Source organism: Chitinophaga japonensis (assembly GCF_007830125.1).
Classification (GTDB): domain Bacteria; phylum Bacteroidota; class Bacteroidia; order Chitinophagales; family Chitinophagaceae; genus Chitinophaga; species Chitinophaga japonensis.
The window spans coordinates 203,132-229,908 of the sequence record NZ_VLLG01000005.1 but is presented as its reverse complement, the minus strand read 5'-3'; the positions used below and the strand labels follow the sequence as shown (position 1 = coordinate 229,908).

18 protein-coding genes are annotated in these 26,777 nt (G+C 56.2%); 7 read left to right on the top strand and 11 right to left on the bottom strand.

What is annotated here, in order from left to right; translation table 11 throughout:
* Nucleotides 1-5 precede the first annotated feature (5 nt).
* Entirely contained in the window at nucleotides 6-1,034 is a 1,029-nt protein-coding gene (locus LX66_RS22290; protein ID WP_145717674.1) for a 2-hydroxyacid dehydrogenase, read from the top strand.
* 19 nt (nucleotides 1,035-1,053) lie between these two features.
* Nucleotides 1,054-3,561 carry a cation-translocating P-type ATPase gene (locus LX66_RS22285; RefSeq protein WP_158642710.1) on the top strand — a complete coding sequence of 836 codons (2,508 nt, stop codon included), beginning with the start codon at nucleotides 1,054-1,056 and terminating at the stop codon, nucleotides 3,559-3,561.
* Here LX66_RS22285 and LX66_RS22280 read toward each other — a convergent pair.
* From LX66_RS22280 to LX66_RS22255, 6 genes are read right to left on the bottom strand one after another with little or no spacing between them, the layout of a single operon-like run.
* On the bottom strand, nucleotides 3,558-4,013 hold the full coding sequence (locus LX66_RS22280; protein WP_145717672.1) for a pyridoxamine 5'-phosphate oxidase family protein: 456 nt from the start codon (nucleotides 4,011-4,013) through the stop codon (nucleotides 3,558-3,560). The two genes, LX66_RS22285 and LX66_RS22280, sit on opposite strands and share 4 nt — an antisense overlap.
* Nucleotides 4,014-4,034: 21 nt before the next feature.
* Nucleotides 4,035-8,219: an alpha-glucan family phosphorylase gene (gene glgP / locus LX66_RS22275; protein WP_145717671.1), complete on the bottom strand. Its 4,185-nt coding sequence runs from the start codon at nucleotides 8,217-8,219 to the stop codon at nucleotides 4,035-4,037.
* Nucleotides 8,179-9,420, bottom strand: coding sequence for a glycoside hydrolase family 57 protein (locus LX66_RS22270; RefSeq protein WP_145717670.1), 1,242 nt, complete (start codon nucleotides 9,418-9,420; stop codon nucleotides 8,179-8,181). The genes glgP and LX66_RS22270 overlap by 41 nt, the downstream gene beginning before the upstream one ends.
* Before the next feature lie 14 nt (nucleotides 9,421-9,434).
* Nucleotides 9,435-10,733, bottom strand: a complete 1,299-nt coding sequence (locus LX66_RS22265) for a glycosyltransferase family 4 protein (protein WP_145717669.1) — start codon at nucleotides 10,731-10,733, stop codon at nucleotides 9,435-9,437.
* The gene (locus tag LX66_RS22260; RefSeq protein ID WP_145717668.1) at nucleotides 10,721-12,742 is read right to left on the bottom strand and encodes an amylo-alpha-1,6-glucosidase; all 2,022 of its coding nucleotides are present in this window, start codon (nucleotides 12,740-12,742) and stop codon (nucleotides 10,721-10,723) included. Before LX66_RS22260 ends, LX66_RS22265 begins: the two co-directional genes overlap by 13 nt.
* Nucleotides 12,743-12,754: 12 nt before the next feature.
* Complete coding sequence (locus LX66_RS22255) at nucleotides 12,755-13,408, bottom strand: BON domain-containing protein (protein ID WP_145717667.1); 654 nt, start codon at nucleotides 13,406-13,408, stop codon at nucleotides 12,755-12,757.
* 195 nt (nucleotides 13,409-13,603) lie between these two features.
* Between LX66_RS22255 and LX66_RS22250 the strand changes: the two genes are divergently transcribed.
* Nucleotides 13,604-15,061 carry a trypsin-like peptidase domain-containing protein gene (locus LX66_RS22250; RefSeq protein ID WP_145717666.1) on the top strand — a complete coding sequence of 486 codons (1,458 nt, stop codon included), beginning with the start codon at nucleotides 13,604-13,606 and terminating at the stop codon, nucleotides 15,059-15,061.
* On the opposite strand, the gene LX66_RS22245 is transcribed toward LX66_RS22250, so the two are convergent.
* From LX66_RS22245 to LX66_RS22225, 5 genes are all read right to left on the bottom strand, one after another.
* Complete coding sequence (locus LX66_RS22245; protein ID WP_145717665.1) at nucleotides 15,062-15,625, bottom strand: hypothetical protein; 564 nt, start codon at nucleotides 15,623-15,625, stop codon at nucleotides 15,062-15,064.
* A 63-nt stretch (nucleotides 15,626-15,688) separates the two neighbouring features.
* Nucleotides 15,689-16,756, bottom strand: coding sequence for an endo-1,4-beta-xylanase (locus LX66_RS22240; RefSeq protein WP_145717664.1), 1,068 nt, complete (start codon nucleotides 16,754-16,756; stop codon nucleotides 15,689-15,691).
* 1 nt (nucleotide 16,757) lies between these two features.
* A complete protein-coding gene (locus LX66_RS22235; protein WP_244620486.1) occupies nucleotides 16,758-17,852 on the bottom strand; it encodes a glycoside hydrolase family 43 protein in 1,095 nt (364 codons plus the stop codon).
* Between the two features lie 46 nt (nucleotides 17,853-17,898).
* Entirely contained in the window at nucleotides 17,899-20,412 is a 2,514-nt protein-coding gene (locus LX66_RS22230) for a glycosyl hydrolase 115 family protein (protein ID WP_145717663.1), read from the bottom strand.
* 131 nt (nucleotides 20,413-20,543) lie between these two features.
* Nucleotides 20,544-21,380, bottom strand: a complete 837-nt coding sequence (locus tag LX66_RS22225) for a universal stress protein (protein ID WP_145717662.1) — start codon at nucleotides 21,378-21,380, stop codon at nucleotides 20,544-20,546.
* Between the two features lie 201 nt (nucleotides 21,381-21,581).
* On the opposite strand from LX66_RS22225, the gene LX66_RS22220 reads away from it, so the two are divergent.
* The 4 genes from LX66_RS22220 to LX66_RS22205 all read left to right on the top strand — a co-directional run bounded on the left by LX66_RS22220 (nucleotide 21,582) and on the right by LX66_RS22205 (nucleotide 26,746).
* Nucleotides 21,582-22,034 (top strand): Hsp20/alpha crystallin family protein, encoded by a 453-nt coding sequence (locus tag LX66_RS22220; protein WP_145717661.1) that lies wholly within the window; start codon nucleotides 21,582-21,584, stop codon nucleotides 22,032-22,034.
* 77 nt (nucleotides 22,035-22,111) lie between these two features.
* Nucleotides 22,112-22,945 (top strand): universal stress protein, encoded by an 834-nt coding sequence (locus tag LX66_RS22215; protein WP_145717660.1) that lies wholly within the window; start codon nucleotides 22,112-22,114, stop codon nucleotides 22,943-22,945.
* Between the two features lie 10 nt (nucleotides 22,946-22,955).
* Nucleotides 22,956-24,134 (top strand): DUF342 domain-containing protein, encoded by a 1,179-nt coding sequence (locus LX66_RS22210; RefSeq protein WP_145717659.1) that lies wholly within the window; start codon nucleotides 22,956-22,958, stop codon nucleotides 24,132-24,134.
* Between the two features lie 197 nt (nucleotides 24,135-24,331).
* On the top strand, nucleotides 24,332-26,746 hold the full coding sequence (locus LX66_RS22205) for a heavy metal translocating P-type ATPase (protein ID WP_145717658.1): 2,415 nt from the start codon (nucleotides 24,332-24,334) through the stop codon (nucleotides 26,744-26,746).
* The last annotated feature ends 31 nt before the right edge of the window (nucleotides 26,747-26,777 follow it).

The following is a 26,777-nucleotide window of genomic DNA, read 5'->3' as shown; positions in this document are numbered from 1 at the left end:
TCACTATGAGAGTACTTTTCTACAGTATGAAAGACTTTGAGCGTCCTTATATCGAAGAAGCGAATGTAAAAGAGCACAGCCTGGTAATGACCGGCGAGCGGCTCACGGCAGATACCGCCGTGCTGGCCCGCGACTGCGAGGCCGCCTGTGTTTTTACAACAGATGATGCATCTGCGCCGGTGCTGGAAAAGCTGGCGAAGAACGGGGTGCGGTACCTGGCCGTGCGGGCAGCCGGCTATGACAACGTGGATATGCAGAAGGCGCGCCAGCTGAATATAAAAGTAGCCAACGTGCCCGCTTACTCGCCCTATGCTATCGCAGAGCATGCCGTGAGCCTGATGCTGGCGCTGAACCGCAAAACCGTGCTGGCCCAGAAACAGGTGCAGCAATACAATTTTTCCGTGCATAACCTGGTGGGCTTTGATATGCACCGCAAAACGGTAGGCATCATCGGCACCGGCAGAACCGGCGCTGCTGCAGCGTCCATCCTGCGCGGATTTGGCTGCCGCCTGCTGGGATATGACATCAGCCGGAACAGGGACCTGGCCGCCCAGCTTGGCCTGCAGTACACAGACCTGACCACGCTCTGCAGTGAAGCGGACATTATCACCATTCACGCCAACCTGAACAACCGCAGTAAATACCTGATCAGCAAGGAGCAGATCGCTGGCATGAAGAGAGGCGTGATGCTGATCAACACCGCCCGCGGCGCCGTGGTAAACACCGCTGATGTGGCGGATGCGCTGGACGAAGGGCAGATCGGGTATTTCGGTATGGACGTATATGAGCATGAACAGGGTATTTTCTTCCAGGACCTGCGCGGGAAAAAGATGGAGGACAAGCTGCTGTGCCGCCTGCTGCGCATGCCCAATGTGATGATCACGCCGCACCAGTCCTTTGCCACCCGCGAAGCCCTGGCCAATATAGCAGAAACCACTTTCTATAACCTTCACTGCTGGGAAAAGAAACAGCCTTCCCGCTACGAGCTGGCGGAACCGGTAAACGGTAACGCTTATACGCCGGCAGCCAGGTAAACAATATATCAGCATGGGCATGATCAGGAACATATCAACACCTGTACAATATTCCGGGTTGCGGCAGGCGGACGTTCCCCGTTTGCAGGCCCTGCACGGCAAAAATAAATTCCAGGCGGCCTCCTCCGGCAAATGGCGCTCCATGGTATGGGGCATTGTAAGGGAACCCATGTTCCTGCTGCTGCTGGCGGCCTGCCTGGTCTATTTTATATTGGGCAGCTTTGCTGAAGGCAGCATGATACTGCTGGCCATGCTGCTGGTTACCGCCATTTCCCTGTACCAGGAGGTGAAAAGCTCCCGCGCGCTGGAAGCCCTGCGCCAGTACACCGCGCCCAGGGCCACCGTGATCCGCGACGGCAGGGAAAAGATGGTGGATACGGAAGAGCTGGTGCCCGGTGACCTGCTGCTGCTGAGCGAGGGAGAGCTGGCGCCTGCTGATGGTATCATTATTTCAGCCAATGACCTTACGGTCAATGAATCCCTGATGACCGGCGAATCGCTGCCGGTGGAAAAGGGCCCAGTGCCCGGGAATAACCTGCTTTACCAGGGCACCACTATCAATACCGGCCGTTGTATGGTAAAGGTGGCGGCTACCGGCAACCAGACGGCCCTGGCCCAAATGGGCCAGGCTATTGCCACGGTGGAAACGCCGCCCACGCTGCTGCAGCGGCAGGTAAACCGTGCGGTGCGCAGGTTGGCCCTGTTTGGCATCGTTGCTTTTATTGCCATTTGCGTGGTGAGCTTTATCAAAGGAAATGGCCTGGCGGCCAGCATCCTGCTGGGGCTTACCCTGGCCATGGCCGCCATACCGGAAGAGATTCCCGTGGCTTTTTCCTCCTTCATGGCATTGGGCGCCTATTACATGTCCGGGAAAGGCATCATTTCCCGGCAGCCGCAGGTGATAGAACACCTGGGCGCCATCGGCGTGCTGTGCCTGGACAAGACCGGCACCATTACGGAGAACCGGATGAAGGTGGTAATGGTGTATGACCACCGTACCGGCCGGCAAACGGATATGACGCAGCAAAGCCTGCCGGGCGACTCCCGGCTGTTATTCTATGCGGCGCTCGCCAGCGAGCGCCAGCCCTTCGACACAATGGAAAAGGCCATCTTCGAAGCCTATACCGAGCAGGAGCCCCTGCATGCCCCGCTGCCTTTTATGCTGCATGAATACCCCCTGGAAGGCCGCCCGCCCATGATGACGCATGTGTACCCGCATAACGGCAGTTTGATAGCTGCCGCCAAAGGCGCGCCCGAACGCATAATGCAGGTATGCCGGCTGGAGGAAGCAGCGGTGCAGGAGCTGAACGGGTTACTGAAAACAATGGCCTCCCGCGGGTACCGGGTACTGGGCGTAGCTACCGCTCTGCATGCAGGCGGGGAGCTGCCGGCCGCACAGGACAGCTTCAACTGGCAGTTTGAAGGCTTTATATGCCTGTACGATCCCCCGAAAGAAAATGCGGCTGCCGTAATAGAACAGGTATACGACGCCGGCATCCGGGTAAAGCTGATCACCGGCGACTACCCGGAAACGGCGCGGTATATTGCGCAGCAAACCGGCATCCGCAATCACCTGTATAGTATAACAGGCGAGGAAGTGATGGCGATGAGCGATACGCAATTACAAAGTACCGTGAACCTGGTGAGCGTATACACGCGCATGTTCCCGGAAGCCAAGCTGAAAGTGATCAACGCGCTGAAAGCAGGAGGGGAGATCGTGGCCATGACCGGCGACGGCGTGAATGACGGCCCGGCGCTGAAAGCGGCGGACATTGGCATCGCCATGGGAAAAAAGGGAACGGAGATCGCCCGCCTGGCTGCCGACCTGGTGATCACCGACGATGACCTGGAAAAGATACCGGAAGCGGTGTACCAGGGCAGGAAGGTGTACAGCAACCTGAAGAAGGCGGTGCGGTATATTATTTCCATCCACATTCCCATTATCCTTACCGCGGCGCTGCCCCTGCTCCTGGGCTGGAAGTATCCTGTTATCTTCACCCCCATACACGTTATTTTCCTGGAGCTGATCATGGGGCCTACCTGCTCTATCTTCTTTGAAAGGGAACCGGTGGAAGCTGCAGATATGAGCGCTGCCGGTAACCGGCGCAACGAAAGCCTGTTCCGCACGGATGAACTGCTGATCACTATTACACAGGGACTGATCATTACGGCAGGCGTGCTGGGGATCTATTACTATTTCATGCAGGCATTTTCCCTGGAGATGACCCGCACCATGGTATTTACCACGCTGCTGATCAGCAATATTTTCCTCACGTTTACCAACCGCTCCTTTACCGAAAATGTTGCGCATACCATGCGTTATAAGAACAGCCTGGCGCCGCTGGTGTTGATCGTTTCCCTGTTGTTCCTGGTGCTGATCCACCTCGTGGCGCCGGTGCGGCAGCTGTTCGGGCTTACGGCCATCAGCTTTGCCGCTTTCATGATATGCCTGGCCACTGCTTTTATCAGCATCGCCTGGTTTGAGCTGTATAAAACCAATTTGAAGTCAGATCGTATCCGGGCTTAATGTTTTTCAAACCGGCCGGTTTTTTCCGTGATCCTGATACGGTATACAATGGGCTTGATGACGGGCGCTTCGTCCTGTTGCGCCATTTCCTGGTGCATGGCTTCCACACCGGCGGTTTCGCTCACCGGTACATGCATCAAGCGGCTTACCAGGAATTTCATGGCGTAATATCTTTCCTTGGGGTCTGTTAACTCTTCGTAACGGCCCCACAGGATCACGCTGCGCCAGTTGGCGTGGTTGTCAATTTCATCCACCTGGAAACATACGTCCGGGTGCTGCCGCATCATATTCACCTTCATGCCTTCCCTGGAGTGGATGACCAGGTAAGTGCCGTTAAACGCATAGCTGACGGGGACCACATACATTTTCTTACCATCCGTGCAGCCAATGCGGCCGGTAATATTATTGCCAAGCAGCTCATCTATCTGGACGGTATTTAAAGTGCCTAACATATCATTTGTTTTTAAACGTTATCAGATCCAGGTTATTAAGGGAAAGTCCTGCCGGTGGGGCAGGAGCGGGTGCTTTGGAAACACCCGGAAACTGTAGGTATAAGCGCCGGTAAGCGTTAAGGGCAGGCTGCAGGTAAAAGCGGCCCGGCGCCCGTTCACCTTGCTTAAGGCCAGGGGAGCAGCCATAACATAGTCATCGGGGCTGCCCTTACCGGAGAAGACCACTTCCACGCCTATATCCTCCGCAGCCAGGCTGCCGGTATACAGCAGTACCCTTGCCTCGAAGGTTTCTCCCAGCGTTTGCACGGGCCGGTCGCTGCCGGGCTGCTCAATGGCCATTACATGGAGCTGACTCCAGGCAGCGCGCACTTTCTTTTTCCAGGCGGCCAGCTCCCGGGCCGCCCGGTAATGGTCTGCCCCTAAAACCTCACTTCGTTTATACAATTGTTCGTAGCGGGTCCTGTACTCCGCGGCTACCCGTTGCATGCTGTATGCCGGCGCCATTTCCAGCATGGCGCTGCGGATCATTTTTACCCAGGCTTCCGGCACGCCGTCGCGGTTGCGTTCAAAGAAAAGCGGGATGATCTCATTTTCCAGCATACTGTAAAGCAATGCTGCATCCTGTTCATCTTGCAGCGCTTCATGTTCGTATACCACTTCCTCTTCCAGCGCCCAGCCGGCGTCTGCACGATAGGCTTCGGCCCACCAGCCATCCTGTACGCTGCAGTGCAGGGCGCCGTTCAGCACGGCCTTCATGCCGCTGGTGCCGGATGCTTCCTTGCCGGGTTGCGGCGTGTTGAGCCACACATCCACTCCCTGCACCATCATGGCGGCCATCTCCATATCATAATCTTCCAGGAACAGCACTTTATGTTTTAACGCAGGGGTTCGTGAATTGTTGACCACCGCTTTCAGGATGGACCTGGCCTGCTCATCCTTGGGATGCGCCTTGCCGGCAAAGATCACCTGTACGGGGCGGTTGCTGTTGTTGATGATACCGGCCAGCCTGTCCATATCGGTAAAGAGCAGCCCGGCCCTTTTGTAAGGAGCAAAGCGGCGGGCAAATCCAATGAACAGGGTTTGCTCATCCAGGTGATCAAGCGCCTCCCGGATGTTTTCAGGGCTTTCGTGCACGGCTACCAGGGAGTTGCGCAATCTTACCTTTACTGCCTGTACCAGGTCTTTCTTTAATGACTGCCGTATGCTCCATAGCTCGTTGTCTGTTACCTCCTGCTTTTCCGTGTTGAAAAATGCCTGCCAGCGGCCGGCCTGCCAGGTAGGGGAGTGCACGCCGTTGGTCACATGTGTAATGTGCAACTCTGCGGGCCTGAAGTCTTTCCAGAGCGGTTGGAGCAGCCGGCAGGAAATGATCCGGTGCAGGCGGCTCACGCCGTTTATTTCCTGGCTGCAGCGGGCGGCCAGGTACATCATGGAAAACAGTTCGCTGCTGTTATGCGCATCCGCTCTTCCCAGGCTCATGACCTGTTCCCAGGTGATGTTGAGATCCTGCGCCATGTAAGACAGGTAGGCCCGCAACTGCTCTTCGCTGAACAGGTCCATGGCGGCGGGCAAAGCCGTATGGGTGGTAAACTGGGTTGTATTCCTGACTATTTCCAGCGCTTCCTCAAAATCCAGGTGTGCGGCATGCATAAGCTCCCGTATCCTTTCCAGGGCGGTAAAAGCGGCATGTCCTTCATTGATGTGGTAGATAGCCGGCTGTATGCCCAGGGCGGCCAGCATGCGCACGCCGCCTATACCCAGCAGCAGCTCCTGCTGCAGGCGCAGGTCGGGATCGCCGTTATATAGCTGCGCCGTGATCTGCCGGTCTGCGGCGTTGTTGGCCGCTACGTCCGTGTCCAGCAGGTACAGCGGCACGCGGCCGGCCATGATCTTCCATATCCCGGCATGTACCGTACGGCCGGGAAACGCCAGTTGCACCAGGAGCGGCTCCCCCTTGTCGTTGTACACGGGATAAAGGGGCTGGCTGTCCATGTCTATGTTATCCGGCAGGGCCAGTTGCTCGCCCTGCGGGGATATTTTCTGTTTGAAGTATCCCTGCCGGTACAGCAGCCCGATGGCTACCAAATGTATATTGCTGTCGCTGGCGGCTTTCAGGTAGTCCCCTGCCAGTACGCCCAGGCCGCCTGCATAGAGCTTAAGGCCGGCATGCAGCCCGTATTCCATGCCACAATAGGCGATGAGCGGCGTGTTGGTATCTGCCGCCTGCAGGTGTTGGTCAAAGGCCGTGCTTACCCGGGCCAGCATATCCAGGAACGAGGTATCCTTTTCCAGCCGGCGAATGGTGGTCAGGCTCAGCTCCTTTAAAAGCAGCAGCGGGTTATGCCCGCACTGTTTCCAAAGCAGCGGGTCTACGGCAGCAAACAGGCCGGCTGCATCCGCATTCCAGGACCACCAGAGGTTACTGCTGATCTTTTGCAAGGCCTGCAGGGCAGGCGGCAGGCCCGGCTGCACGCGGAGGCTTCTCCATACCGGTGGCGCCTCCGGCCGCCGGCCGGCTGTTTCCGCAGGCGCCGCCTGCGGCTTGGTATAGAACAGCTCTTCCCGTTGCAGGCTTTTCTGCAGGGCCAGGTCATAAGCCTGGTAATACCGGGTGATCAGTTGTTCCCATAGGAACTGCCGGCTGATGGCGGCGGCGCTTTCGCGCATGGTGGCTATCTCGGTTTCCGGCAGCGCGGCATATTCCCGGATGATGGTGGCAATAGCGGCTGCGGCTGCGGGTGCATTGTCGTCACTACGCGCAATAATGTACATGCCTTTGCCGGTATAGGCCGGCAGCCGGCTTACAGTGGTGCCGAAACCGGAAACGCCCGTGGTGACCGCCGGTATGTGAAAGGCCAGGCTTTCCAGCGGCGTATACCCCCAGGGCTCGTAATAAGAGGGGAATATGGCCAGGTCAAAACCTATCAGCACATCATAATAAGGCAGGTTAAAGACGCCGTCGTTCCCGTTGAGATAAGTGGGCACAAAAATGATCTTTACCCGCTTGCCGGGCGCATTGTCCAGCTTCCGCAGCCGTATGCGCTGCAGGATAGGGTCGTTGTCCGCTCCCTGCAGGTTGTGTGTCAGCACTTCGCCGGTCCTGGGCTGCGCGGGGGCCGGGAGCTCCAGGCTGTCCAGCAGCAGCTTCCGGGGCCCGGTATGGTGGGCGGGCACAAAGATGAAAGCCACCATATCCCGGTCCGGCGTATCCGCATTATTCAGCTCCGCCAGGCTGTCAATGAACACGTCAATCCCCTTGTTCCTGAATTCATAACGCCCGCTTTTAATGAGCAGCAGGGCATTGTCTGCCAGTGGCTGCTGTAAAAGGGCGGTGGCTACGGATAATATTTTTTGCCGCGCTGCGGTTCTTTTGCCGGCGAAGGAAGCGGCGTCCGGTACAAACGATGGGTCAAAGCCGTTGGGGGTAATGATATCGGGGCGTTTGTCCAGGAATTTTTCGCATTCTTTTTCCGTAAGCTCACTTACGCAGGTAAAGCAGTCGGCGGTAGTGGCGGCGGTCTTTTCCAGGGAATGTTTGGATACCACGTTAAAGTCCCGCGCTGCCTGCTCTGCGTTAAAAGTGCTAAAACGGCTGTAGAAGGGTTGCCCGTTGCCGGCCAGGGTTCTGCCCAGCACCGTGGCGTGCGTGGTAAAAACGGTAGCGATCTGCGGTACATTTTCCTCCAGGTACAGGATGCCGGCGCCCGTCATCCATTCATGGAACTGGGCGATGATCTTGTCCGTGGAGTTCAGGTGGCAGCGGTAAAAACCGGCAATGGCCAGGCCGGCGGCATAGCCGAACATGGCGGGCTCTATATAGTCCCACTGCCCGTTCAGGGAATCCAGGTGGAATTTGACCCACAGGTGGGTCAATATCTCGTTCTTCTGCAGGAAGAAAGGCGTGAAATCTATCAGGATAGCAATGGGCTGGCCGGGGATATTCCAGCGCCCCGTTCTTACGTGCAGCCCTTCCTGTTGCACATGCGCTTTCCAGGTGGTAAAGAGGTTTTTGTCTTCAATAAACGCAGGGTTGCTGCCGGTATCGGTATGCAGGTCCGGGCCGATCATGATCAGCCGGTCTCCCCATTCCTGCTGCAGCAGGCGGGCTTTCGTGCACAGCACGGTGTGTATGCCGCCCACCTTGTTACATACTTCCCAGCTTACTTCAAAGATGTAGTCCGGCCTGCAGGGTGTGTCGCTCATCATTGACTGTTTTTTTCCTTTCCAGCCATCTGTCCAGGCGCAGCGAAAAATCCGTCAGCACGTTCATATAATTCACAAAGGCGTCAAAAGGGTTGTTATAGGGACTGAAATAACTGTGCACGCTGCCGTCTGCCAGCGCCTTGGTGCTCATGTAGTAAAAGTGGTCGCTGCTTTGCAGGTACAGCCACTCCTGCTGGAGCTGCGCATGGTTGCAGGCCCTTACTTTCTTTTCCAGCGCGTACAGCGAGTCAAAGGCATCCTGCTGCAGGTCGTTGCCCAGCCAGGCGGATAGATCACGGGCTTCATCGGCCCAGGAAACAGGTTGCGGCATGGACAGGGTAGCCACTGGGGGCAGCAGCTCCACTGCTTCCGAAGGGGTTACAAAACGGTTGCCGTGCGCATCTAGTTGCCCGGGCAGGTCCGCCAGGAACGCAAATATGCCGGTGCCCTGCGCATGATGCTCCCCGAACGTTTCATAGTCCATGAACAGGTTCACGATCTCATCCCCGGGAGGCTTGGCATTCAGCCAGTGCGCAAACCTGGCGGCCGTGAGCGGCCATTCCGGCCAGTTACGGTCGGAGAAGCGGAAGGCGATGTCATCGCTCAGGCGGAAATCCTTCAGCAACAGCCTTAGGTCCGGGCTGGCGGCGCTGGCATACACGTTATGCGGGCTTTTCCAGTGCAGCACCTGCGATGCGCCTTCGGTAAGTATGGTGGTGAATCCCAGGCGGGCGGCCATTTCACCGATGGCGTCGTTGTAGATCAGCTCCGTATTGCGGAACGCTACCGGTCTTTTCCCAAAAAGGCCTGTTATTTTATCGGCATGGGCCTTTACCTGGCGGGAAAATTCCTCCCTGCTTTTCAGCGCTGCCAGGGAATGCCCGTAGGTTTCCGCCAGGAACTCCACGCAGCCGGTATCCGCCAGCGCCCGGAAACTGTCCGTTACTTCCGGCAGGTATTGCTCAAACTGGTCCAGCGCCGTGCCGGAAATGGAGAAGCTCACGCGGAACCGGCCGTGGTGGGCCTTTATCAGTTGCAGCAGCAACTGGTTGGCCGGCAGGTAACAGTTACGGGCTACCTTTTGCAGGATATCGTAATTGATATCCTCATCAAAGTAGGCGTGCCCCTTACCGATCTCCATAAAGGAAAAATTCCGCAGGCGGAAAGGCTGGTGCACCTGGAAATAAAGGCAGACATGCTTCATTATTGATATGGTGTTTATGAAATGAATGATGCTATAACGTCGTTATATAATGTCCTGATCAACGCTCCCTGCGTTTCCCAGCGCAGGGCGGCTACCTCGCGCGCGCTCTCGCGCCGCAGCATGGAGGACAGCCCTTTGTAGCGGGCCAGCGCATAAATAGCGTTGGCCATAGCGTCTGTGTCCCAGCCATCCACTTTCAGCGCGTACTGCAATACTTCCTGCACGCCCGACTGCCTGGATACGATCACGGGCACGCCTGCACGGACAGCCTCCAGCGGCGAGATGCCGAAAGGCTCCGATACAGAGGGCATCACGTATACGTCGCTCTCCGACAGCACCCTGTCCAGCGCGGCGCCTTTCAGGAAACCGGTAAAATGAAAATGGGAAGAGATGCGCAGCCGTGCGGCATGCGCTATCATGGCATGCAGCAGGTCGCCGCTGCCGGCCATGATGAAACGGAAGCCTTTGTCCTGCCGGAGTATTTTGGCGGCTGTTTCTATAAAAAAGGCCGGTCCTTTCTGGTAAGTGACCCTGCCTATGAATGATACTGTTTTTTCCGGGAACATGCGTTCGCCTGCAGGTGCGGCTGCTTTAGCTGCCGGTGCTACCGCATTGTGGATGGTGGTGACTTTGGCGGCAGGAATATGGTAGCGGTGAATGATGGTTTGCCGGGTCAGCTCGCTGACGGCGATCACCTGGTCGGCTTTCAGCATGCCCTGTCTTTCCGTTTCATACACCTGCATGTTGATGTTGTCCCCGGAGCGGTCAAATTCGGTGGCATGCACATGCACCACCAGCGGTTTGCCGCTGGCCTCCCTGGCCATGATGCCTGCAGGGAAGGAGAGCCAGTCATGCGCATGGATAATGTCAAAGTTATGCTGCTCCGCAATGGTGGAGGCGGTAAGGGCATACTGCCATACTTCTTTCATAAGGTCTTTTCCGTAGCCGCCGCGAAATGCATAGCGCATCACCGGGATGTCTGTTCCCTCCACGGTAGTGGCGATGCCATGCTCCGGCTCACTGTGCGCAGCAAAGGCTTCGGGGCTTAGGTAGGGTACTACCGGGCAGTTGACTTCAAAAAAGGTGAGCGCTTCCTGCACTTTTTGTGTTTGCCTCCCGGGTGCAGGAATTGCGATATCGCTTGCGCTCACCAGCTTTATTTTTTCCGCAGGCTCATTGCCATATGCTTTGGGCACTACGAACAGTACATTTACATCATTGGCAGCCAGCCCGGTGGTAATCCCCTGGCAGGCAGTGCCTAAACCTCCTGAAATATGCGGAGGAAATTCCCATCCGAACATTAATACCTGCATAATATCGTGTTTTGCTCCATGCCGGCCGGGTACAGCTCATGGCGGCCCCGGTTCATTTTAAAAGTGTCGATGATGTACTTGAACCGCAGCAGCTCTGCTACGCTCCAGGCCTGCGCTACTGCGCCGCCGGCCTTATAGGGATAATCGCCGTCAAATACTTCGGCTACCGAATACAGGCAGCATTCCTGCAGCGCAGGCGCCATGTCTTCAAATATCGTTTCAAGCAGTGGCAGCGCATGCTCCTGGTATACTTCCAGGTAGGCCTCGGCAAAGTGGGCCAGCAGCCAGGGCCATACGGTTCCCTGGTGGTAAGCCCGGTCGCGGGTGGGCTGGTCGCCGCCGTAGTGGCCACAATAGCGCTCATCTTCCGGGGAAAGGGTGCGCAGCCCCCGCGGGGTCAGCAGCTCATCCCGCACTTTGTCCATCACGGCGGCCTGCTGTTCCGGCGTCAGCGGCGAGAAGGGCAGCGAAACAGCGAACAACTGGTTGGGCCGTACGCTCCAGTCCTGCTGCGCATGCTGTACGCAATCCGCCAGGTACTTTTTATCATCGTCCCAGAAGCACCGGGTAAAGGCGATGCGTATCCGTTCGGGGAAGGGCGCCCATGCCTGCACAAAATCCTCATCGCCGGCTGCACGGGCCAGTTGCAGGCAGCAGCATACGGCATTGTACCAAAGCGCGTTCACTTCCACGGATTTCCCACTGCGCGGTGTTACCGGTATACCATCTGTTACTGCATCCATCCAGGTCAGCGCGTATCCTTCCTGCCCGGCTGTGATCAGGCCATCTTCGTCCATCCGGATGCCATAGTGCGTACCCTGCCGGTAGTGCTGCAGGATGGAGGCCAGGTGGCCGCCGTATGTTTCCCATATCGTTGCGGCGTTCCCATAGTAGCGGCCCCACTGCTGCAGCGCCCATACCAGCCAGAGCGATGCATCCGCGGTATTATAGATGGCGCGTTCGCCCGTGCCGGCATTAGGCAGCAGCCCGTCCTTCAGGTCAGCCAGCAGCGTATCCACCGCCTGCCTGAAATAAGATACATCGCCGCTTAGCAGGGTCAGTCCCGGCAGGGAAATGCAGGTATCCCGCCCCCAGGCGCCAAACCAGTAATAGCCCGCTTTGACGGTGGGACCGGCCGGCAGATGCAAAATGAACTGCCGTGCAGCTTTCAGTAAATATTCTTGAGTGGTATGCGGAACGGTTTGCCCGGAAATGAGCTGCCGGAACTGTTCCCCGCAGGCTTCCGGGCGGATCTCCCTGGTGCCTGCTGCAAAGAGCACGGATTGTCCCGGTTCCAGCGGTACTTCAAAATACCCGGGGGTATACAGGTCTTCGTGGAAATCATAACCTCTTTGCTGCTCTTCCGGGTATTCCACGTTGTAATACCAGTCCGGCGCATGCGTAAACTCCGCTTGGCTGCTCATTTGCAGGTACACCGGCGTGTAGGCCGGGTATATGGCCGTGGCAATGCCGCCCGCTACTGCCGTCACGTGGTGATTGACATGCTCATTCTTTTTACTCAGCCAGTGCATATTGCGGAAGGCCAGCAGAGGCGTAAGGCGCAGGGTGACGGGGCAGGGGGCTTCCAGCAGGGTGTACCGGATCAGCAGGGTGTTTTCCGCAGCGGCAAACAGCAGCTCTTTTTTTACGGTGGCGTGCCCGCAGCTATAGATCCACTGTGGTATCGGGCTGGCGTAAAACTCCCGGATATAGCGATAGCCATCCGGGTAGTAGACGCTGGTATAGCGCTGGGTGTTCAGCCGCCAGGCGGTGTTTTCGCACAGGACGGTCTCTTCCAGCGCTGACAGCAGTACGTGATGGTCGTTATCTATCTGCGGCTGCGGCGCTACCAGCAAGCCGTGGTATTTCCTGCTGTTGCAGCCGCAGATCGTGGAGGCGGCATAGGCGCCCCGGGCCGCTACCTGCAGGTACTCGCGGCGGGTAGCGGTGGCCGGGTCGTTCATTGCTGCCGTCCCGAAAAAGGTCCGTATCTTATATGCAGCTTCCATGACCAGGTATGCTTAAGGCGCAATGATCAGCTCATCTTTTACCTCTGTGACGCCGGGGGTAGCCCATACCGCGCGCTCCACCTCGTTGCGTTCTCCCCAGGAGCGTACTTTGCCCCGGAGCACGATCCGGCCGCCGTCAGTAATAATGTTAATGCCGTCGGCCTCTATTTCGGCGCTGCGTTCCAGCGCTTTTTTGATGACATCCTTCACCAGGATGGGGGTGATCCTGGGCCGTACGCTGATATGGCTTACCACACCACGCACGCCTATCAGGTCCCTCACGGCGCGGTAGGCGGATTCTTTCTGGAACTGCCATTCCACTTCTCCCTCCAGGGTGATCCAGGCGTCATCCACCTTTAACCGGATGCGGTCTTCCGGCACAAAGCTGCTCCATTTCAGCGCATTCAGGGCGGCGGCGGCAATATCTGCATCGCTGCGCAGATGTTCAGACGGCAGCCTGATCTCCAGGTCCATGGCTACCGCCTTTACATCCTTCACACGTTTGGCTGCTTTTTCGGCGGCGGTCTTTTCGCTATAATTATTTACATGTCCCATTAATGTAACAATACCGTTCTTCACCACTACACCGATCTCCGCAGCCTGCAGCACGGGGTCCCATTGCAATTCATCCATGACATCCTTTTGCAATTCGATATCTGTTTTCATATACTGATATTTTAAGTATACCATAAGTGTACCCAAATATAGCCAGGCAGGCAGGGCGGCTGCAATGATCTTCATTAGGCGCATAACTGATCCTTATCACTGCGCCCGTTTTTGACAAGTATCAGCAGCGGCGCTGACAGGGATCATTGCAAGGGGCTGCACAGCAGGGTAGTTTTATTCTCAAATTGATGTTTTATGAAAAAAGCCCTGGTTATATCCGTCCTGTTCTTATTGCCCTGTCTGCCTGCCCTGCCGGGACTTGCACAGGAAAAAGAGGTACGTATCAGCTCCGGCCGCCTGCCTTTTGTACCGCTGGAGGAAAGACAGCAACAGGCGCTTGCGGGGGAACAGCCCGCGCCCTCACGGGGGCCGGCCGCCCAAACACCCGGCTTCCGCTATGCGGCGGGAAAGGTGATACCGGGCGTGGTGCATATTGTGGCGGTGTACAAACCGGGTTTCCGGGGGCAGCCTTTAAATCCTTTTTCCACTTTTTATAACAATGATATGTGGCCGAATGCCCGGCGGAATGTGCGTGCGCCGGAAGGCAGCGCGTCCGGCGTGCTGCTGAGCGGGGACGGGTATATCGTTACCAACTGTCACGTGGTGCAAAACGCCCGTTCCATAGCCGTGATCCTGCATGACAAGCGCAGCTTTGAGGCGCAGGTAATCGGTATGGATTCCCTCACGGACCTGGCTCTGCTAAAGATACCGGCAGCCCGTTTGCCCTTTGTGGCATTTGGCAGTACGGATTCCATTGCCGTAGGCGATTGGGTGCTGGCAGTGGGCAATCCCTTTAACCTGGCATCTACGGTAACGGCAGGTATCGTGAGCGCCAAGTCAAGGAACATTAACACCCTGGAGGAGCAAGGCGGCATTTCTTCCTTTATACAGACAGATGCGGTAATGAACAACGGCAACAGCGGCGGCGCCCTGGTGGACCTGGATGGTAAACTGATCGGTATCAATACCGGCATTATTACGCCGAACGGCAGCTATACGGGGTACGCCTTTTCCATCCCGGTGGAAGTGGTGCGGAAAGTAAGCAATGACCTGTTGCGCTACGGCGCTGCCTATCGTGCCTACATGGGTGTTTTCCTGAAAGATGTACCGGACCGGTACGGGGTATATGTAGACAGCCTGGTGAAGGAGGGGGCGGCTATGCAGGCCGGTATACGCCCGGGGGATATCATTACCCGCGTGGCCGCTAAGACCGTGGAATCCGTTGCGGCTTTCCATGAAACCATGATCCTGCATCACCCGGGCGACAAGGTGATCGTGACCGTAGTGCGGAAGCAGCGGGAAATACAGTTGCAAACGGCGCTCAACGGCCAGGAGGAAACCGCGGCCGGTGTAGCGAATGACCCGGAGGGCCTGCTGCAGTTGCTGGGCATTGAAGTAATGGACATTTTCCGGCAGGAAAAGGAGCAGTTGCAGTTGAAAGGCGGCCTGCGGGTGATCAAGGTGCGCCATGGCAGGATCTTCCGTTCCACCAGCATAGAGCCGGGATTCATCATACTGGAAGTGAATAACCAGCCGGTCAGCAGCCGGGAAGACCTCTTTAACGCCCTGCGGTATTACAAAGGGCGCGTGCTGGTAGCGGGCATTTACCCGGACTACCCGCACGCGCTGTATTATGCGGCGTTTACACTATGATCAGGAACGTTTCGGGATCACTTTGCAGCAACGGCCATTTCCGTCCAGGGGCTCCGGCAGGTACACGCCGTTTATTCTTTTCTCCATCTTTTCGGTATAGGCGGCATCCAGCTCAATGCGCCCTTTTTTAATTTCATAATAGCGGGAGGGCGTGTAATACACGGAATCGGCAGCGGGATAGGCCGGCGTAGATGCGCGGCCGCCAAATTCGGGGAAACCGTCATGGTCCATATCCCGTATGTTGGAGCTGATGGCCGTCAAAATAGAATCCACCTGGGAGTTGTTGACGGCGAATACATACATTTCATTATCAGTGCTTCCCTTTACATCCAGGAACAGGAATACGTTGCCTTTATCTTCCAGGAGGCGGTTGCGCCTGCTTTTGTAGATAATGCTGTCCGCCTGCATCTGGTAAGTGCGGTTGCCATTCACGAAAATGGTGCCTTTATATACCGTGATAAGCTGGTTTTTGCTGCTCTTGAAATGCAGTTCCTGCTTCGGTGTCTGGGCCAGGGCAGGCAAGGTCATGAAAACCAGCAGGCAATGTACGAGTCTCAGGCGCATAGGAATATTTTTTAAACCGGCCGGCAACTTAAACAAATTTCCGGGAAAATCACAGGGATCTGCTTAAAACTCCACCACTTCACGGAATGCCTTTTTGGGCAGCAGGTTTTTATCAAAAAGCAGGGGATAGTCCTTTCTGCCCCGCACGGGGAAATTGTCGAGCCAACTGTGGCGGTCTGAAACATTCCAGAAAGTAACGCCCGTGATCACATCCCGGTATTTGCGGAACAGGGCAAAGCACATCCTGTATACCGCCGCCTGCCTGTCTTCCTTTTCCCGTGTAAGGGTAGTGGCCGTGTCTGCCGGCCGCGCTTTCCGGGCGCTATGCTCTTTCGGGTATACGGAAATATCCAGCTCCGTGATCTGCAATTGCACGCCCAGTTCCGAAAAGCGCTGCAGCGTGCTGTCCAGTTGCGATTCCGAAGGCTCGTTGATGGCCCAGTGCGCCTGCAGCCCCAGGCCGTGAACGGGCACGCCTGCCGCCTGCAGGTTTTTTACCAGCCGGTATATCTTTTCTCTTTTTACCGGGTCGATCTCGTTGTAATCGTTATAAAAAAGCAAAGCGTCCGGGTCTGCTTCATGGGCGTACTGGAAGGCCTTGGCAATGTATTCCTCGCCGCAGATGCGGTAAAATTCAGAATTGCGGTAAAACTCCTCCGGCTTGTCGGAAATGACCTCGTTCACCACGTCCCAGGCGTAGATCTTTCCCTTGTACCGGCTGACCACCGCGGTGATATGCGCTTTGAGCCGCTGCAGCAGCACCGCCTTTGAAACGGTGTCGCCCGCGCTGTTAGTAAAGAACCAGCGGGGCGCCTGGTTGTGCCAGCAAAGGTTATGGCCCCTGATACGCATACCGTTACGCAAGGCAAAAGCTACAATACTGTCTGCATCTTTCCAGTAATAAGTATCTTCCGAGGGATGCAGCGGCCCCATTTTCATCGCATTCTCTGCGGTCAGGCTGTTAAACTGCTGCCGGATCAGTTTGGCCTCGTCGCTGTGCAAAGCCCGTGGGGACACGGCTACGCCTATAGGAAAATAATCCTGGTAGTAGGTTTTCAGTCCCGGGGACTGCGGGTAGCCTTTGAACGCCAGCAGCAGGAGCAGCGGGAGCAGGCGGATAGTATTGCTCATCTTAAGGATGTATGGTTTGAATGGTGCCATCGTCATTATAGTGCAGTTCCGTCACCTTTACATTGCGCAAATGCGTTTTCCCGGACAGTTGCACGTCATGGTAAAAGAGATACCATTTGCCGCCGTTCTCAATAATGGAATGATGGGTGGTCCATCCTTCCACGGGTGTCATGATCACGCCCTTGTAGGTGAAGGGGCCGTAGGGACTGTCGCCAATGGCGTAGCAGAGGTTATGGGTGTCGCCGGTGGAGTAGGTGAAATAATATTTGCCCTTGTATTTGTGCATCCAGGAGGCTTCAAAGAAACGTTTGTCATTGTCTTTTTCTTTGAACAGGTTGCCGGTATCGTCCAGGATCTTCACCTCTTTCACCGGTTCCGCAAACTGTTTCATACCGGCATCCAGCCGGGCTACGCGTGGCAGGATGGCCGTTTCCTCCGGCTGCCGGTTGCCTTTGGTGGAATCATACTGGTTGTTGTTCCAGCGCTGTAGTTGCCCGCCCCAGATACCGCCGAAATACATGTAGAAAGTGCCGTCATCGTCGCGGAACACGCAGGGATCAATGCTGTAGCTGCCTTTGATGGGCTGCGGCTCCGCGGTGAAAGGCCCTTCCGGCTTGTTGCTGGTGGCCACGCCGATGCGGAAAATATCCTGTTTGTCCTTCAGCGGGAAATAGAGGTAATACATGTTATTGGCATAAGCGGCATCCGGCGCCCAGAGCTGCCGGCCCGCCCAGGGAATGTCCCTGACAGACAAGGCTACGCCGTGATCCGTTACCGGGCCGCCAACGGAATCCATGGACAGCACGTGATAATCCATCATATTGAAATGGCTGCCCAGGTCATCTTCCGGGGTGCCGGTAGCCGTGTCATGCGAAGGGTAGATGTAGATGCGCCCGTTGAACACATGGGCAGAAGGGTCTGCCGTGTAAATGTGCTGCACCAGCGGTTGGGACAGGTACTTTTGGGCCGTGTCTCCTTCGGCGTTCGCGGTAGTGGAATCAGTGGCGCTGCCGGAGCCGGCCCCGCCACAGCCGGCCATCAGCAATGCCATTAAAACGGCAGGGGCCATCCGGACAGTGTCTTTCACCAGGTTCATAAAGTGGTAATTTATTTTTTTGTTTAGTGAATATATGAAATAATAGTTAGGGATGCCTGGCCGGCGGTCCCAGGTAGGAGGGCAGCGCATCGCCGCTATCCAGCACCAGCTTTTGCAGTACCACGCCGGGGGAACGCATCCAGTATTTGATAACATGCCGTCCGGGAGTGGCGATGTGGTGCCGGGATGTTTTCACAATGATGTTGTTGGCCACCCAGGCGCCCCATACCCGCTGGTTGGCTTCCTCAGCGTTGAGCGTATGGAGCTGGGGAGGTTCATCATCAATGGAAACACCGTATTGCAATCCTCCCTCATGGTAAAAGTCCAGCGACGGAGAGAAATAGACCCGCAATTGCATCATGCCGGTATCCGCTACCTGCACCTGGTATTCCAGGTGAGGCGTTTGCGGACCGATAGCATCTACCGCAGCGGTAACGGGGAAGCTGGTCATGCCACCGCCCTCCCGGCCGATGTCCGGGATGGCTTTCCACTGGATGGCGGGCGTGCTCACCGCTTTGGCGTACTGTGTTGCCAGTAGGGATACGTAACCCGGCTTCCCGTTACGGGGCTCCGGGTCCGTAACGGGTGCGCCGGCCGCAGTGTCCGTGCCTACATAGCTTACAGCCGGCATGGTATTTTTTTCCGGCTGCTGCCAGTAAGTATAGCCGATATGGGTCTGGTCCATCATGTGGTTCCATTTGCCGCCTGCCAGTTCCCGGTTGTACTGGCGCGAGAGCAGGGAATCGTTAAGGTAGTATTGTTTTGCCTTATCCGCCCACTCGTTGGCCAGCACGCTTTTCCGGGCGGCATACCACCGGTTCTTTGCCACCGCATGGTATAGGCGGTGCAGGTTGGTAAATGTTTTTACGGGATAAAGCACCAGTTGAGAATAGGCGTCGCGGTATGCCGGCGCGATCTTTTCATTTATTTTTTCCGCCTGGTTCTCCAGCTCATTCCACTGGGCCAGTATACGGTCTGCTTCATCGTAGTGGGTAAGGTGATAGGTGCCGGCGTCCAGCAGTTCCGGTTTTCTGCGGGAGGCATACTGCGCGTAGCGGCGTAATATGCTCCCGATGGCCGGAGCATGTGCCGGGCCAAACTGTTCGCTGGCCCATTGGGTAAAGTAATCGGGCAGGTTATCCGCCTGCCAGGCCGCGGTATTCCAGGCATAATCCAGGAAAAAGGAGATGGGCAGCTCCATGGGTTTGATATCGCCCACGTTCACTATCCAGACCCGGTCCACGCCGTGCTGGTAAGCCAGGTGCATTTGTTCCCAGACGCGGGCAATGTTATTCGTGTTGATCCATTTATAGTTCCGGGGACCGCCTACATAATCAAAATGATAGTAAATGCCGTAGCCGCCGCTGCGGGGCGGCAGGCCGGGCTTTGGCAGCCGGCGGATGTTGCCCCAGTTGTCATCGCAAAGCAGCAGGGTAACGTCGTCCGGTACACGCATGCCCTTGTCGTAATAATCCTGCACTTCCTTGTACAACGCCCACATCTGCGGTGTTTGCGCCGCGGGTTTGCCGGTCACTGCTGCAATGATCTGCCGCTGGTCCCGCACAATATCTTCCAGGAGCGAAATAGCGGTGCCCCGGGTCATGGGCATGTCGCCGTCCCCGCGCATGCCGATGGTGACAATACTTTCATGTGCGCCCATATGTTCGATGCCTGTGCGCCAGAAGTCCCGCAGCGCAGGCGCGTTTTTCGTATAGTCCCAGGGGCCTTTGCCGTAGCGCTTCCATTCCTGCTGCGCCCGCAGCATGGGCTCATGGTGCGAGGTACCCATCACGATGCCCCATTTATCTGCCAGCACGGGGTTCAGCGTATCATCATCATTGAACGCATTGCCCCACATGGCCGGCCAGAGGTAATTTCCTTTGAGGCGCAGCAATAGCTCGAATACTTTTTCATAGACAAGATGATTCACCCCGCCGAATTTTTCTTTCGTCCAGCCGGAGAAGGCCGGCGCTTCATCATTGATGAAGATGCCGCGGTATTTTACGGAAGGGGAAGGGAAATGGTAGGCGCCTGCCTTTACAAAGGCGGTTCTTTTTGTTTTTACCGGCACATCGGCCCACCAGTACCAGGGCGATACACCCAGTTGCCTGGACAGTTCCAGCGCGGTATAGGCAGCGCCGCGTTTGTCGCTGCCGGCAATCAGCAGCGCCCGGCCGATGCCGTCCACCGGCTGCTCCACCGTTTGCAGCAGGCCGGCTTCCCATTGACCGGACAGGCCTGACAGGTCTGTTTTTTGCGCCGCCTGCAGCCGGCCCGGCAGGGCGGAGCCTTGCAGTGTCCCGATGATGATGAGGTGGGGAGCGGAGGCCGGCAGTTCATGGATGATCGCGGGTTTTTTGCCGGTTACCCGTTCAATGTCCGCCTGCAAAAGCAAGGCAGCCTTTCCCACCAGCCAGTCGTCCAGCGTATCTACATAAATAGGGGTGGCGGTAGCGGCTACTATGGGGAAGCTGTTGCCTGTCGCCCGGGTGCTGATAAAACTTTGTGCGGCAAGCGTTTGCACGGTGAATAGCAGTAAAGACAGATAAACGAATTTCATGAAATCGGTTACATCTTTATAAACGTGGAAAATAATGCGATTTGTTCAATAAAGATATGTAATCGGTTACATTTTCAAAAAATTAATCCTGCCTGCTTCCTATTCACCCTTTTGTGAATCACGCTGCTACCTCAATAATGCGTAATAAAAACCGGGTAGGCCAGCGTTTTGATCAGCAGGTCCGCATGGCTGTGCCGGAAAAAGCGTGATATCATGCTCCTGCTGTAAGCGCCCATCACCACCATGGCATAGCGCCTGGTCAGCAGGTAACCCAGCAGTTCGTCCTCCGGGTTCCCTTTTAGTGTAACGTAGTCGGTATAGTTGAAGTGCCGGCTCAGCCAGTCCATCACCTGCTTCTTTTCCCCGGCCGGTATTTCGGACCTGCTTACCTGCACCACGGTGCCGCGCGCTTCTGTAAGCTCCGGCAGCAGGTAGGAGAACTGTTTCATGGCAAAATAGGAAGAAGGGCTGCCGTCATAACAGAACACGATCTCTTCCACGGGCATATGGCCGGCCGGTGCAATAATGACCGGGCACTGGGCCTTTATCATCAGGTCCCTCAGGAAGGGACCGGGCATTTCTTCAAAGCCGGGCACATCGGAAGCGGCCGCATCTACAATGATCAGGTCGGCGAAGCGGCTTTCCGTAATGATCTCGTCCAGCACGGGCGTATGCACATAGTGGGCGGATGCGGGAATGCCTTTTTCCTCGCAGGTATGCTGAAAGCTGCGGATATTGTCCTCGATGGTTCTCCGCATGGTCTCGTAGCCGGGCAGGTCGCCGGACACGATCGTTTCCACGTAGGGCATGCCATACACCTGCTTCATTACCGGCCGGTCCGCATACTGGCTGCTTTCAAAGAAGTAGCCTTTTATGCGGGAGCGGGTCATGCCGGAGAGGTAGCAGGCAAAGTCCAGTGAATTGGCCGCCGGCGCCGGTCCGAAAACCACTAATAATATCTTTTCCATGATAATGCTTTTTTGCCTCAAAAATAGCCGGCGCCCCGCCCGGCGGCAATGATCGCTGTCAGCCAACGGCATGATTGTGGCGGGCTGTTACCGGTGGTGATAACAATCATCCTCCTGCTTGAGCGGGATCATTCTTTCAGGCCGCAGCGCGGTATAATTTAGCTACATAAAATTTTTAACCTTAAAAAAACGGAGGTAATTATGGCATCTCAAGGATTATCCAAAGCCAGCAACCTGTTCCCTTCTTTATTTGATGATTTCTTCAAACCCTGGAAAGAGTGGGGCCTTGACTTCAACGGCGGCCGTTCCTTTGCGGCGCTGACCATACCGGCAGTGAATGTAAGCGAGGATAAGGACAGTTATAACGTATCCCTGGCAGCCCCGGGATTAAAAAAGAGCGACTTTAAAATTGATGTGGACGGCTCCGTGCTCACCATCAGCGCAGAAAGGGAGGAGAAAAAGGAAGAGAAAGGCGAAAAGTTCAGCCGCCAGGAGTATAACTACAGCAGCTTTTCCCGCGGCTTTAACCTGCCGGACAGCGTGAACATGGACAAGATCGACGCGCATTACGAAGACGGTGTGCTGAAGCTGAAGCTCCCCAAAAAGGAGGAAGCCAAAAAGAAGGAAACCAGCCTGCATATCGATGTAAAATAAATAGGGATGGTTTGCATGCTATGCCCTGTCTTGCGAATGCGGGCAGGGCTTTTTTACACCCTGTAAAACTGATTTTTATGGAAAAGATGTTATATGTAACGGATGCAGTGAAACTGAATATGCAGTGCCTGGATTTTGCCTGCTATCTCTGCAACCTTACCCATTCAAAGCTGACCGGCATTTTCCTGGAGAACCTGGAGCAGGAGGCCCGTTCCGTTGCAACGATCCGGGAAAGGGCCGTGAGCTCCGCCATACCGGGCGCCTCCGTGCGGGAGCTGAAGGAAAATTATTGTGAAGAAAATATCCTGGCCTTTAAGCGCGCCTGCGAGGCCAGGGGCGTTAACAGCACCGTGCACCGCGACCGGGGCGTGCCCATTACGGAAATAGTGGCGGAAAGCCGCTTTGCCGACCTGATCGTGATAGACGCCAGCACCTCCTTCAGCGATGAGCGGGAAACGGTGCCCACTGCTTTTGTAAAGGAAGTGCTGCAGGATACGGAATGCCCGGTAGTGATCGCAACGGAAAGCTTTGAAGGGATTGACGAGATCGTCTTTACCTGCGATCACAGCCGTTCTTCCGTATTTGCCATTAAACAGTTCACCTACCTGTTCCCCGAGCTGCGCGACCGCAGGGCCCTTATCCTGAGCGTAACGGAACCGGGCAAAGCCGCGAACAGTGATAAATACAAGCTGAAGGAATGGCTGAAGGCGCATTACGATCATACAGACCAGGTAGTGCTGGAAGACGGCAACACGCGGGCGCGATTATTGGAGTACCTGCTGGGAAGGAACCGGGTGTTCATCGTGATGGGGGCCTATGGCCGGGGCATGATGTCCAGTTTCTTTTCGCCCAGCCATGCTACACCTGTAGTAAAGGTGGTGACGCAGCCGGTTTTTATTGCACATCATTAACCCATGCAATATGAAAAAGCTATTTCCTGTACTATGCCTGTTGCTGCCGGTGCTGGCCACGGGGCAGCAACTGCAATACGGACGGCAGGTGAACATCGATCGCCCCGTTCATGAAGACCTGTATATTGCCGGCGGCACTGTTACCATTAATGCGCCGGTGCATGGCGACCTGGTAGTGGCCGGCGGTAAGGTGTTCATCAATGATTCCGTTACCAGCGATATACTGGTAGCCGGTGGGGAGATCGTCTATAACGGCTATGCCGGGGACGATATCCGCTGTGCGGGTGGCCAGTTGCGCATCAGCCAGCCAATAGCCGGCGACCTGGTGATCACCGGCGGCACCGTGCATGTGGAACGGGCGGCCGTGATAGGCGGCAGCCTGCTGGCCAGCGGGGGAGAGCTGAGCATGGAAGGCACCGTAAAAGGATATGCCAGGTCCGGCTCCGGCTCCCTGAAAATGAACGGCATTATTAATGGCGCGCTGGACGCCCGCGGCGGGGAAGTGAGCATTAATGGCAGGGTAGGCGGCCCGTCCACCTTATCTGCCCGCCAGATCAATATAGGCCCTTCAGCAGCTTTTGAGGAAGAGGTGCGCTACTGGAGCAGCGGCAAAACGGATTTCCGGCAATCCGTTAAACAGGGCCAGGCGGTGTACGATGAGTCCCTGGAAATGGATGATCCCAACTGGATGTTCCTGGGCTTTGCTTCCTTCCTGGCGCTGCTGTGGTACCTGGCGGTGGCATTCCTGTTTATCTTATTGATCCAGTACCTGTTCAGCACTACCGTGCAAAGGGCCGGCGCCGCCATTAGCAGTAATGTTCCCAAACTAATGGGATATGGCTTTTTGTTCCTGGTGCTTACGCCCATCGCCGTTGCTATTGCCATCGCATCCCTGGTGGGCCTGCCTTTGGGCCTGCTGCTGCTGATCCTCTACATACTTGTGTTGATGCTGGCCACGGCGTTGTCGGCCGTAGTGATCGCCAACTGGCTCAACAGCCGGTATGAAAAGCACTGGGGAATGTGGCGGCTGGTATGGGTAGCCCTGGGCATTTTCGTTATCCTGAAGCTGCTTTCCCTTATTCCATTCGTAGGCTGGCTGGTGATGCTGCTAGTGGTATGCCTGGTGTTTGGCGCTATCCTGTCCCGGATACGATGGGGAAGGAGGTATGAAGTGGGAGGTATGAAGTAGGAGGGATAGATGTTGAGCTATGAAAAAATCATGGAAACCAGTGACCGTAGCAGGTATAGGCGTTTGCCTGCACTGGATTAAATGACAAAAATCAGTTACCTGCCTGATATATATCAGCCGGCGCTTTGACATTTATCATTCCTGCCCGGCCCGGTCTCCGCTACTTTTGCCCTGTACCTGGAAATAACTACCTGCTCATGACCGCTGTAAGAACTGCCTGCTATCATTGTGGCGAAACCTGTAACAACCATGCAATTGCGCTGGACAGCAAGATATTCTGCTGCGACGGCTGCAAGCTGGTATATGAAATGCTGCACGAGCACGGCCTTTGCGAATACTACCAGTTGAACGACAAGCCGGGCGTATCGCAGCGCATGCAGGTGCGCAGGGATAAATATGCTTTCCTGGAAGATGCGCAGATCCGGCAGCAACTGGTACAGTTCCGGGACGACACGCAAACGCATATCACTTTTTATATCCCGCATATTCATTGCAGCTCCTGCCTGTGGCTGCTGGAAAACCTGCATCGCCTGGATGCCGGGGTGCAGCGTTCCACGGTCAATTTTGCCCGTAAGGAGGTGCAGGTAGTGTTCCTGCAGGCGCAAACCTCCCTGCGCAAGGTGGTGGAGCTGCTGGCGGCTGTTGGCTATGAGCCTTATATCAGCCTGCAGGACCTGCAGCATAAAAAGCGGCCTGGTGTCAACCGCAGCCTGGTTTACCAGTTGGGTGTAGCAGGGTTTTGTTTTGGCAATATCATGCTGCTTAGCTTCCCGGAGTATTTTTCAGGACCGGAAGGGATGGATACCGTGCTGTTCCGCTACCTGAACCTGCTGCTGTCCCTACCCGTTTTCTTTTACAGCGCGCAGGTATTCTTCCGTTCCGCCTGGAAGGGTATTACCCATGGTTTCCTGAACATTGATGTGCCGGTGGCGCTGGCTATCGGGGTCACTTTTGTGCGCAGTCTGGTGGATGTATTGTCCGCCGGCGGTCCCGGTTATTTCGACGCCATGACGGGCATCGTATTCCTGATGTTGGCCGGGCGCATCCTGCAGGAGAAAACCTACCAGGGCCTTTCCTTTGACCGCGACTACACCGCTTATTTTCCCGTAGCCGTTACCGTTATTAACGAAGAACAGGAAACGCCGGTAGCATTACCGGATATCCGGACGGGGCAAACATTGCGCATCCATCATAATGAGCTGATACCGGCTGACGGTATACTGGTAAAAGGGGAGGCGCTGATCGATTACAGCTTTGTAACCGGGGAATCCGCCCCGGTGCGCCGTTCCATCGGCGAGATCATATATGCCGGCGGCTGGCAACTGGAGGGCAATATCGAGGTGCTCACCATCAAGGAAGTGGCGCAGAGCTATCTGACCAGCTTATGGAACCGGCAGGAGCTGCAGCAGGCGGAGGACAAGCCCGCCTCTTTCATACACCTGCTGGGCCGGAACTTCACAGCCGTAGTGCTGCTGGTTGCTATTGTTACCGCCGCCTGGTGGGCTTTTTACAACCCGGCCCGCATATGGCCTTCCGTAACGGCCATCCTGATCGTGGCCTGCCCCTGCGCATTGCTGCTGGCGGCATCCTTTACCAACGGGCATATCCTGCGCATATTAAGCCGGCACCGTTTATACCTGCGCAATGCAGCCGCTATAGAACGGCTGGCGGATACAGACCACATTGTATTTGATAAAACAGGCACGCTCACCGGTAAGCACAGCGCGGAAGTAGTGTTCTACGGCCAGCCGCTCCGCGCAGCGGAGCGGCTGCAGGTGGCGGCCCTGGCCGCACAGTCCACCCACCCGTTGAGCCGGATGGTAAGGGCTTACTGCGGGGAAAGCACGCTGCCGGTGACGGATTTTGCCAGCCATACCGGTAAGGGTATCAGCGGGAAGGTGCAGGGCAACAGCATACAACTGGGCGATGCAGCCTTCACCGGGGCCGGTGCAGACGGGGATTTTACCGGCAGCGTGGTATACCTGGCTGTGAACGGGCAGGTGCGCGGGCGTTTCAGCGTGCGCAACGGGTACCGTGCCGGCATCAGGCAATTGTTCGGACAACTGCGGGAACGGTATGCCTTAAGCCTGCTGTCCGGCGATCATAACGGGGAAGCAGCCACGTTGCAGGAGCTGATGGGCCCCGGAGCCACACTGCGCTTTTCCCAGCAGCCGCAGGACAAGCTGGATTATGTGCTGCAACTGCAGGCAAAGGGGCAGCGGCTGCTGATGATCGGGGACGGCCTGAATGATGCCGGCGCTTTAAAGCAAAGCCATACCGGCCTGTCGCTGACGGAGGACAGCAACAATTTCACACCGGCCAGCGACGGCATCCTGGAAGCGGGCCAGCTACTGCTGCTGCCGCGCTTTATACAGTTGTGCCGCGCCAACAAGCGCATTATACTGGCCAGCTTTATCATTTCCCTGGCCTACAACATCACCGGCCTGTTCTTTGCCGTGCAGGGCGCATTGTCGCCGCTAACGGCCGCCATACTGATGCCGTCCAGCTCCATCAGCATCATCCTGCTTACCTGGGGGCTGAGCGAATGGGCCGGCAGAAAGCTGCGGCAGCCATTGCCGCTAATGGCTGACAAGGATCAGTTGCCCGGCTGAGCAGGATCATCATTCCCCGGATACCTGGTCT

What these genes read in the sequence shown, in the direction of transcription:
- LX66_RS22290 (WP_145717674.1), top strand. Translation starts at nt 6, where the DNA reads ATGAGAGTACTTTTCTACAGTATGAAAGACTTTGAGCGTCCTTATATC.
- LX66_RS22285 (WP_158642710.1), top strand. Translation starts at nt 1,054, where the DNA reads ATGATCAGGAACATATCAACACCTGTACAATATTCCGGGTTGCGGCAG.
- LX66_RS22280 (WP_145717672.1), bottom strand. Translation starts at nt 4,013, where the DNA reads ATGTTAGGCACTTTAAATACCGTCCAGATAGATGAGCTGCTTGGCAAT.
- glgP (WP_145717671.1), bottom strand. Translation starts at nt 8,219, where the DNA reads ATGATGAGCGACACACCCTGCAGGCCGGACTACATCTTTGAAGTAAGC.
- LX66_RS22270 (WP_145717670.1), bottom strand. Translation starts at nt 9,420, where the DNA reads ATGAAGCATGTCTGCCTTTATTTCCAGGTGCACCAGCCTTTCCGCCTG.
- LX66_RS22265 (WP_145717669.1), bottom strand. Translation starts at nt 10,733, where the DNA reads ATGCAGGTATTAATGTTCGGATGGGAATTTCCTCCGCATATTTCAGGA.
- LX66_RS22260 (WP_145717668.1), bottom strand. Translation starts at nt 12,742, where the DNA reads ATGGAAGCTGCATATAAGATACGGACCTTTTTCGGGACGGCAGCAATG.
- LX66_RS22255 (WP_145717667.1), bottom strand. Translation starts at nt 13,408, where the DNA reads ATGAAAACAGATATCGAATTGCAAAAGGATGTCATGGATGAATTGCAA.
- LX66_RS22250 (WP_145717666.1), top strand. Translation starts at nt 13,604, where the DNA reads ATGAAAAAAGCCCTGGTTATATCCGTCCTGTTCTTATTGCCCTGTCTG.
- LX66_RS22245 (WP_145717665.1), bottom strand. Translation starts at nt 15,625, where the DNA reads ATGCGCCTGAGACTCGTACATTGCCTGCTGGTTTTCATGACCTTGCCT.
- LX66_RS22240 (WP_145717664.1), bottom strand. Translation starts at nt 16,756, where the DNA reads ATGAGCAATACTATCCGCCTGCTCCCGCTGCTCCTGCTGCTGGCGTTC.
- LX66_RS22235 (WP_244620486.1), bottom strand. Translation starts at nt 17,852, where the DNA reads ATGAACCTGGTGAAAGACACTGTCCGGATGGCCCCTGCCGTTTTAATG.
- LX66_RS22230 (WP_145717663.1), bottom strand. Translation starts at nt 20,412, where the DNA reads ATGAAATTCGTTTATCTGTCTTTACTGCTATTCACCGTGCAAACGCTT.
- LX66_RS22225 (WP_145717662.1), bottom strand. Translation starts at nt 21,380, where the DNA reads ATGGAAAAGATATTATTAGTGGTTTTCGGACCGGCGCCGGCGGCCAAT.
- LX66_RS22220 (WP_145717661.1), top strand. Translation starts at nt 21,582, where the DNA reads ATGGCATCTCAAGGATTATCCAAAGCCAGCAACCTGTTCCCTTCTTTA.
- LX66_RS22215 (WP_145717660.1), top strand. Translation starts at nt 22,112, where the DNA reads ATGGAAAAGATGTTATATGTAACGGATGCAGTGAAACTGAATATGCAG.
- LX66_RS22210 (WP_145717659.1), top strand. Translation starts at nt 22,956, where the DNA reads ATGAAAAAGCTATTTCCTGTACTATGCCTGTTGCTGCCGGTGCTGGCC.
- LX66_RS22205 (WP_145717658.1), top strand. Translation starts at nt 24,332, where the DNA reads ATGACCGCTGTAAGAACTGCCTGCTATCATTGTGGCGAAACCTGTAAC.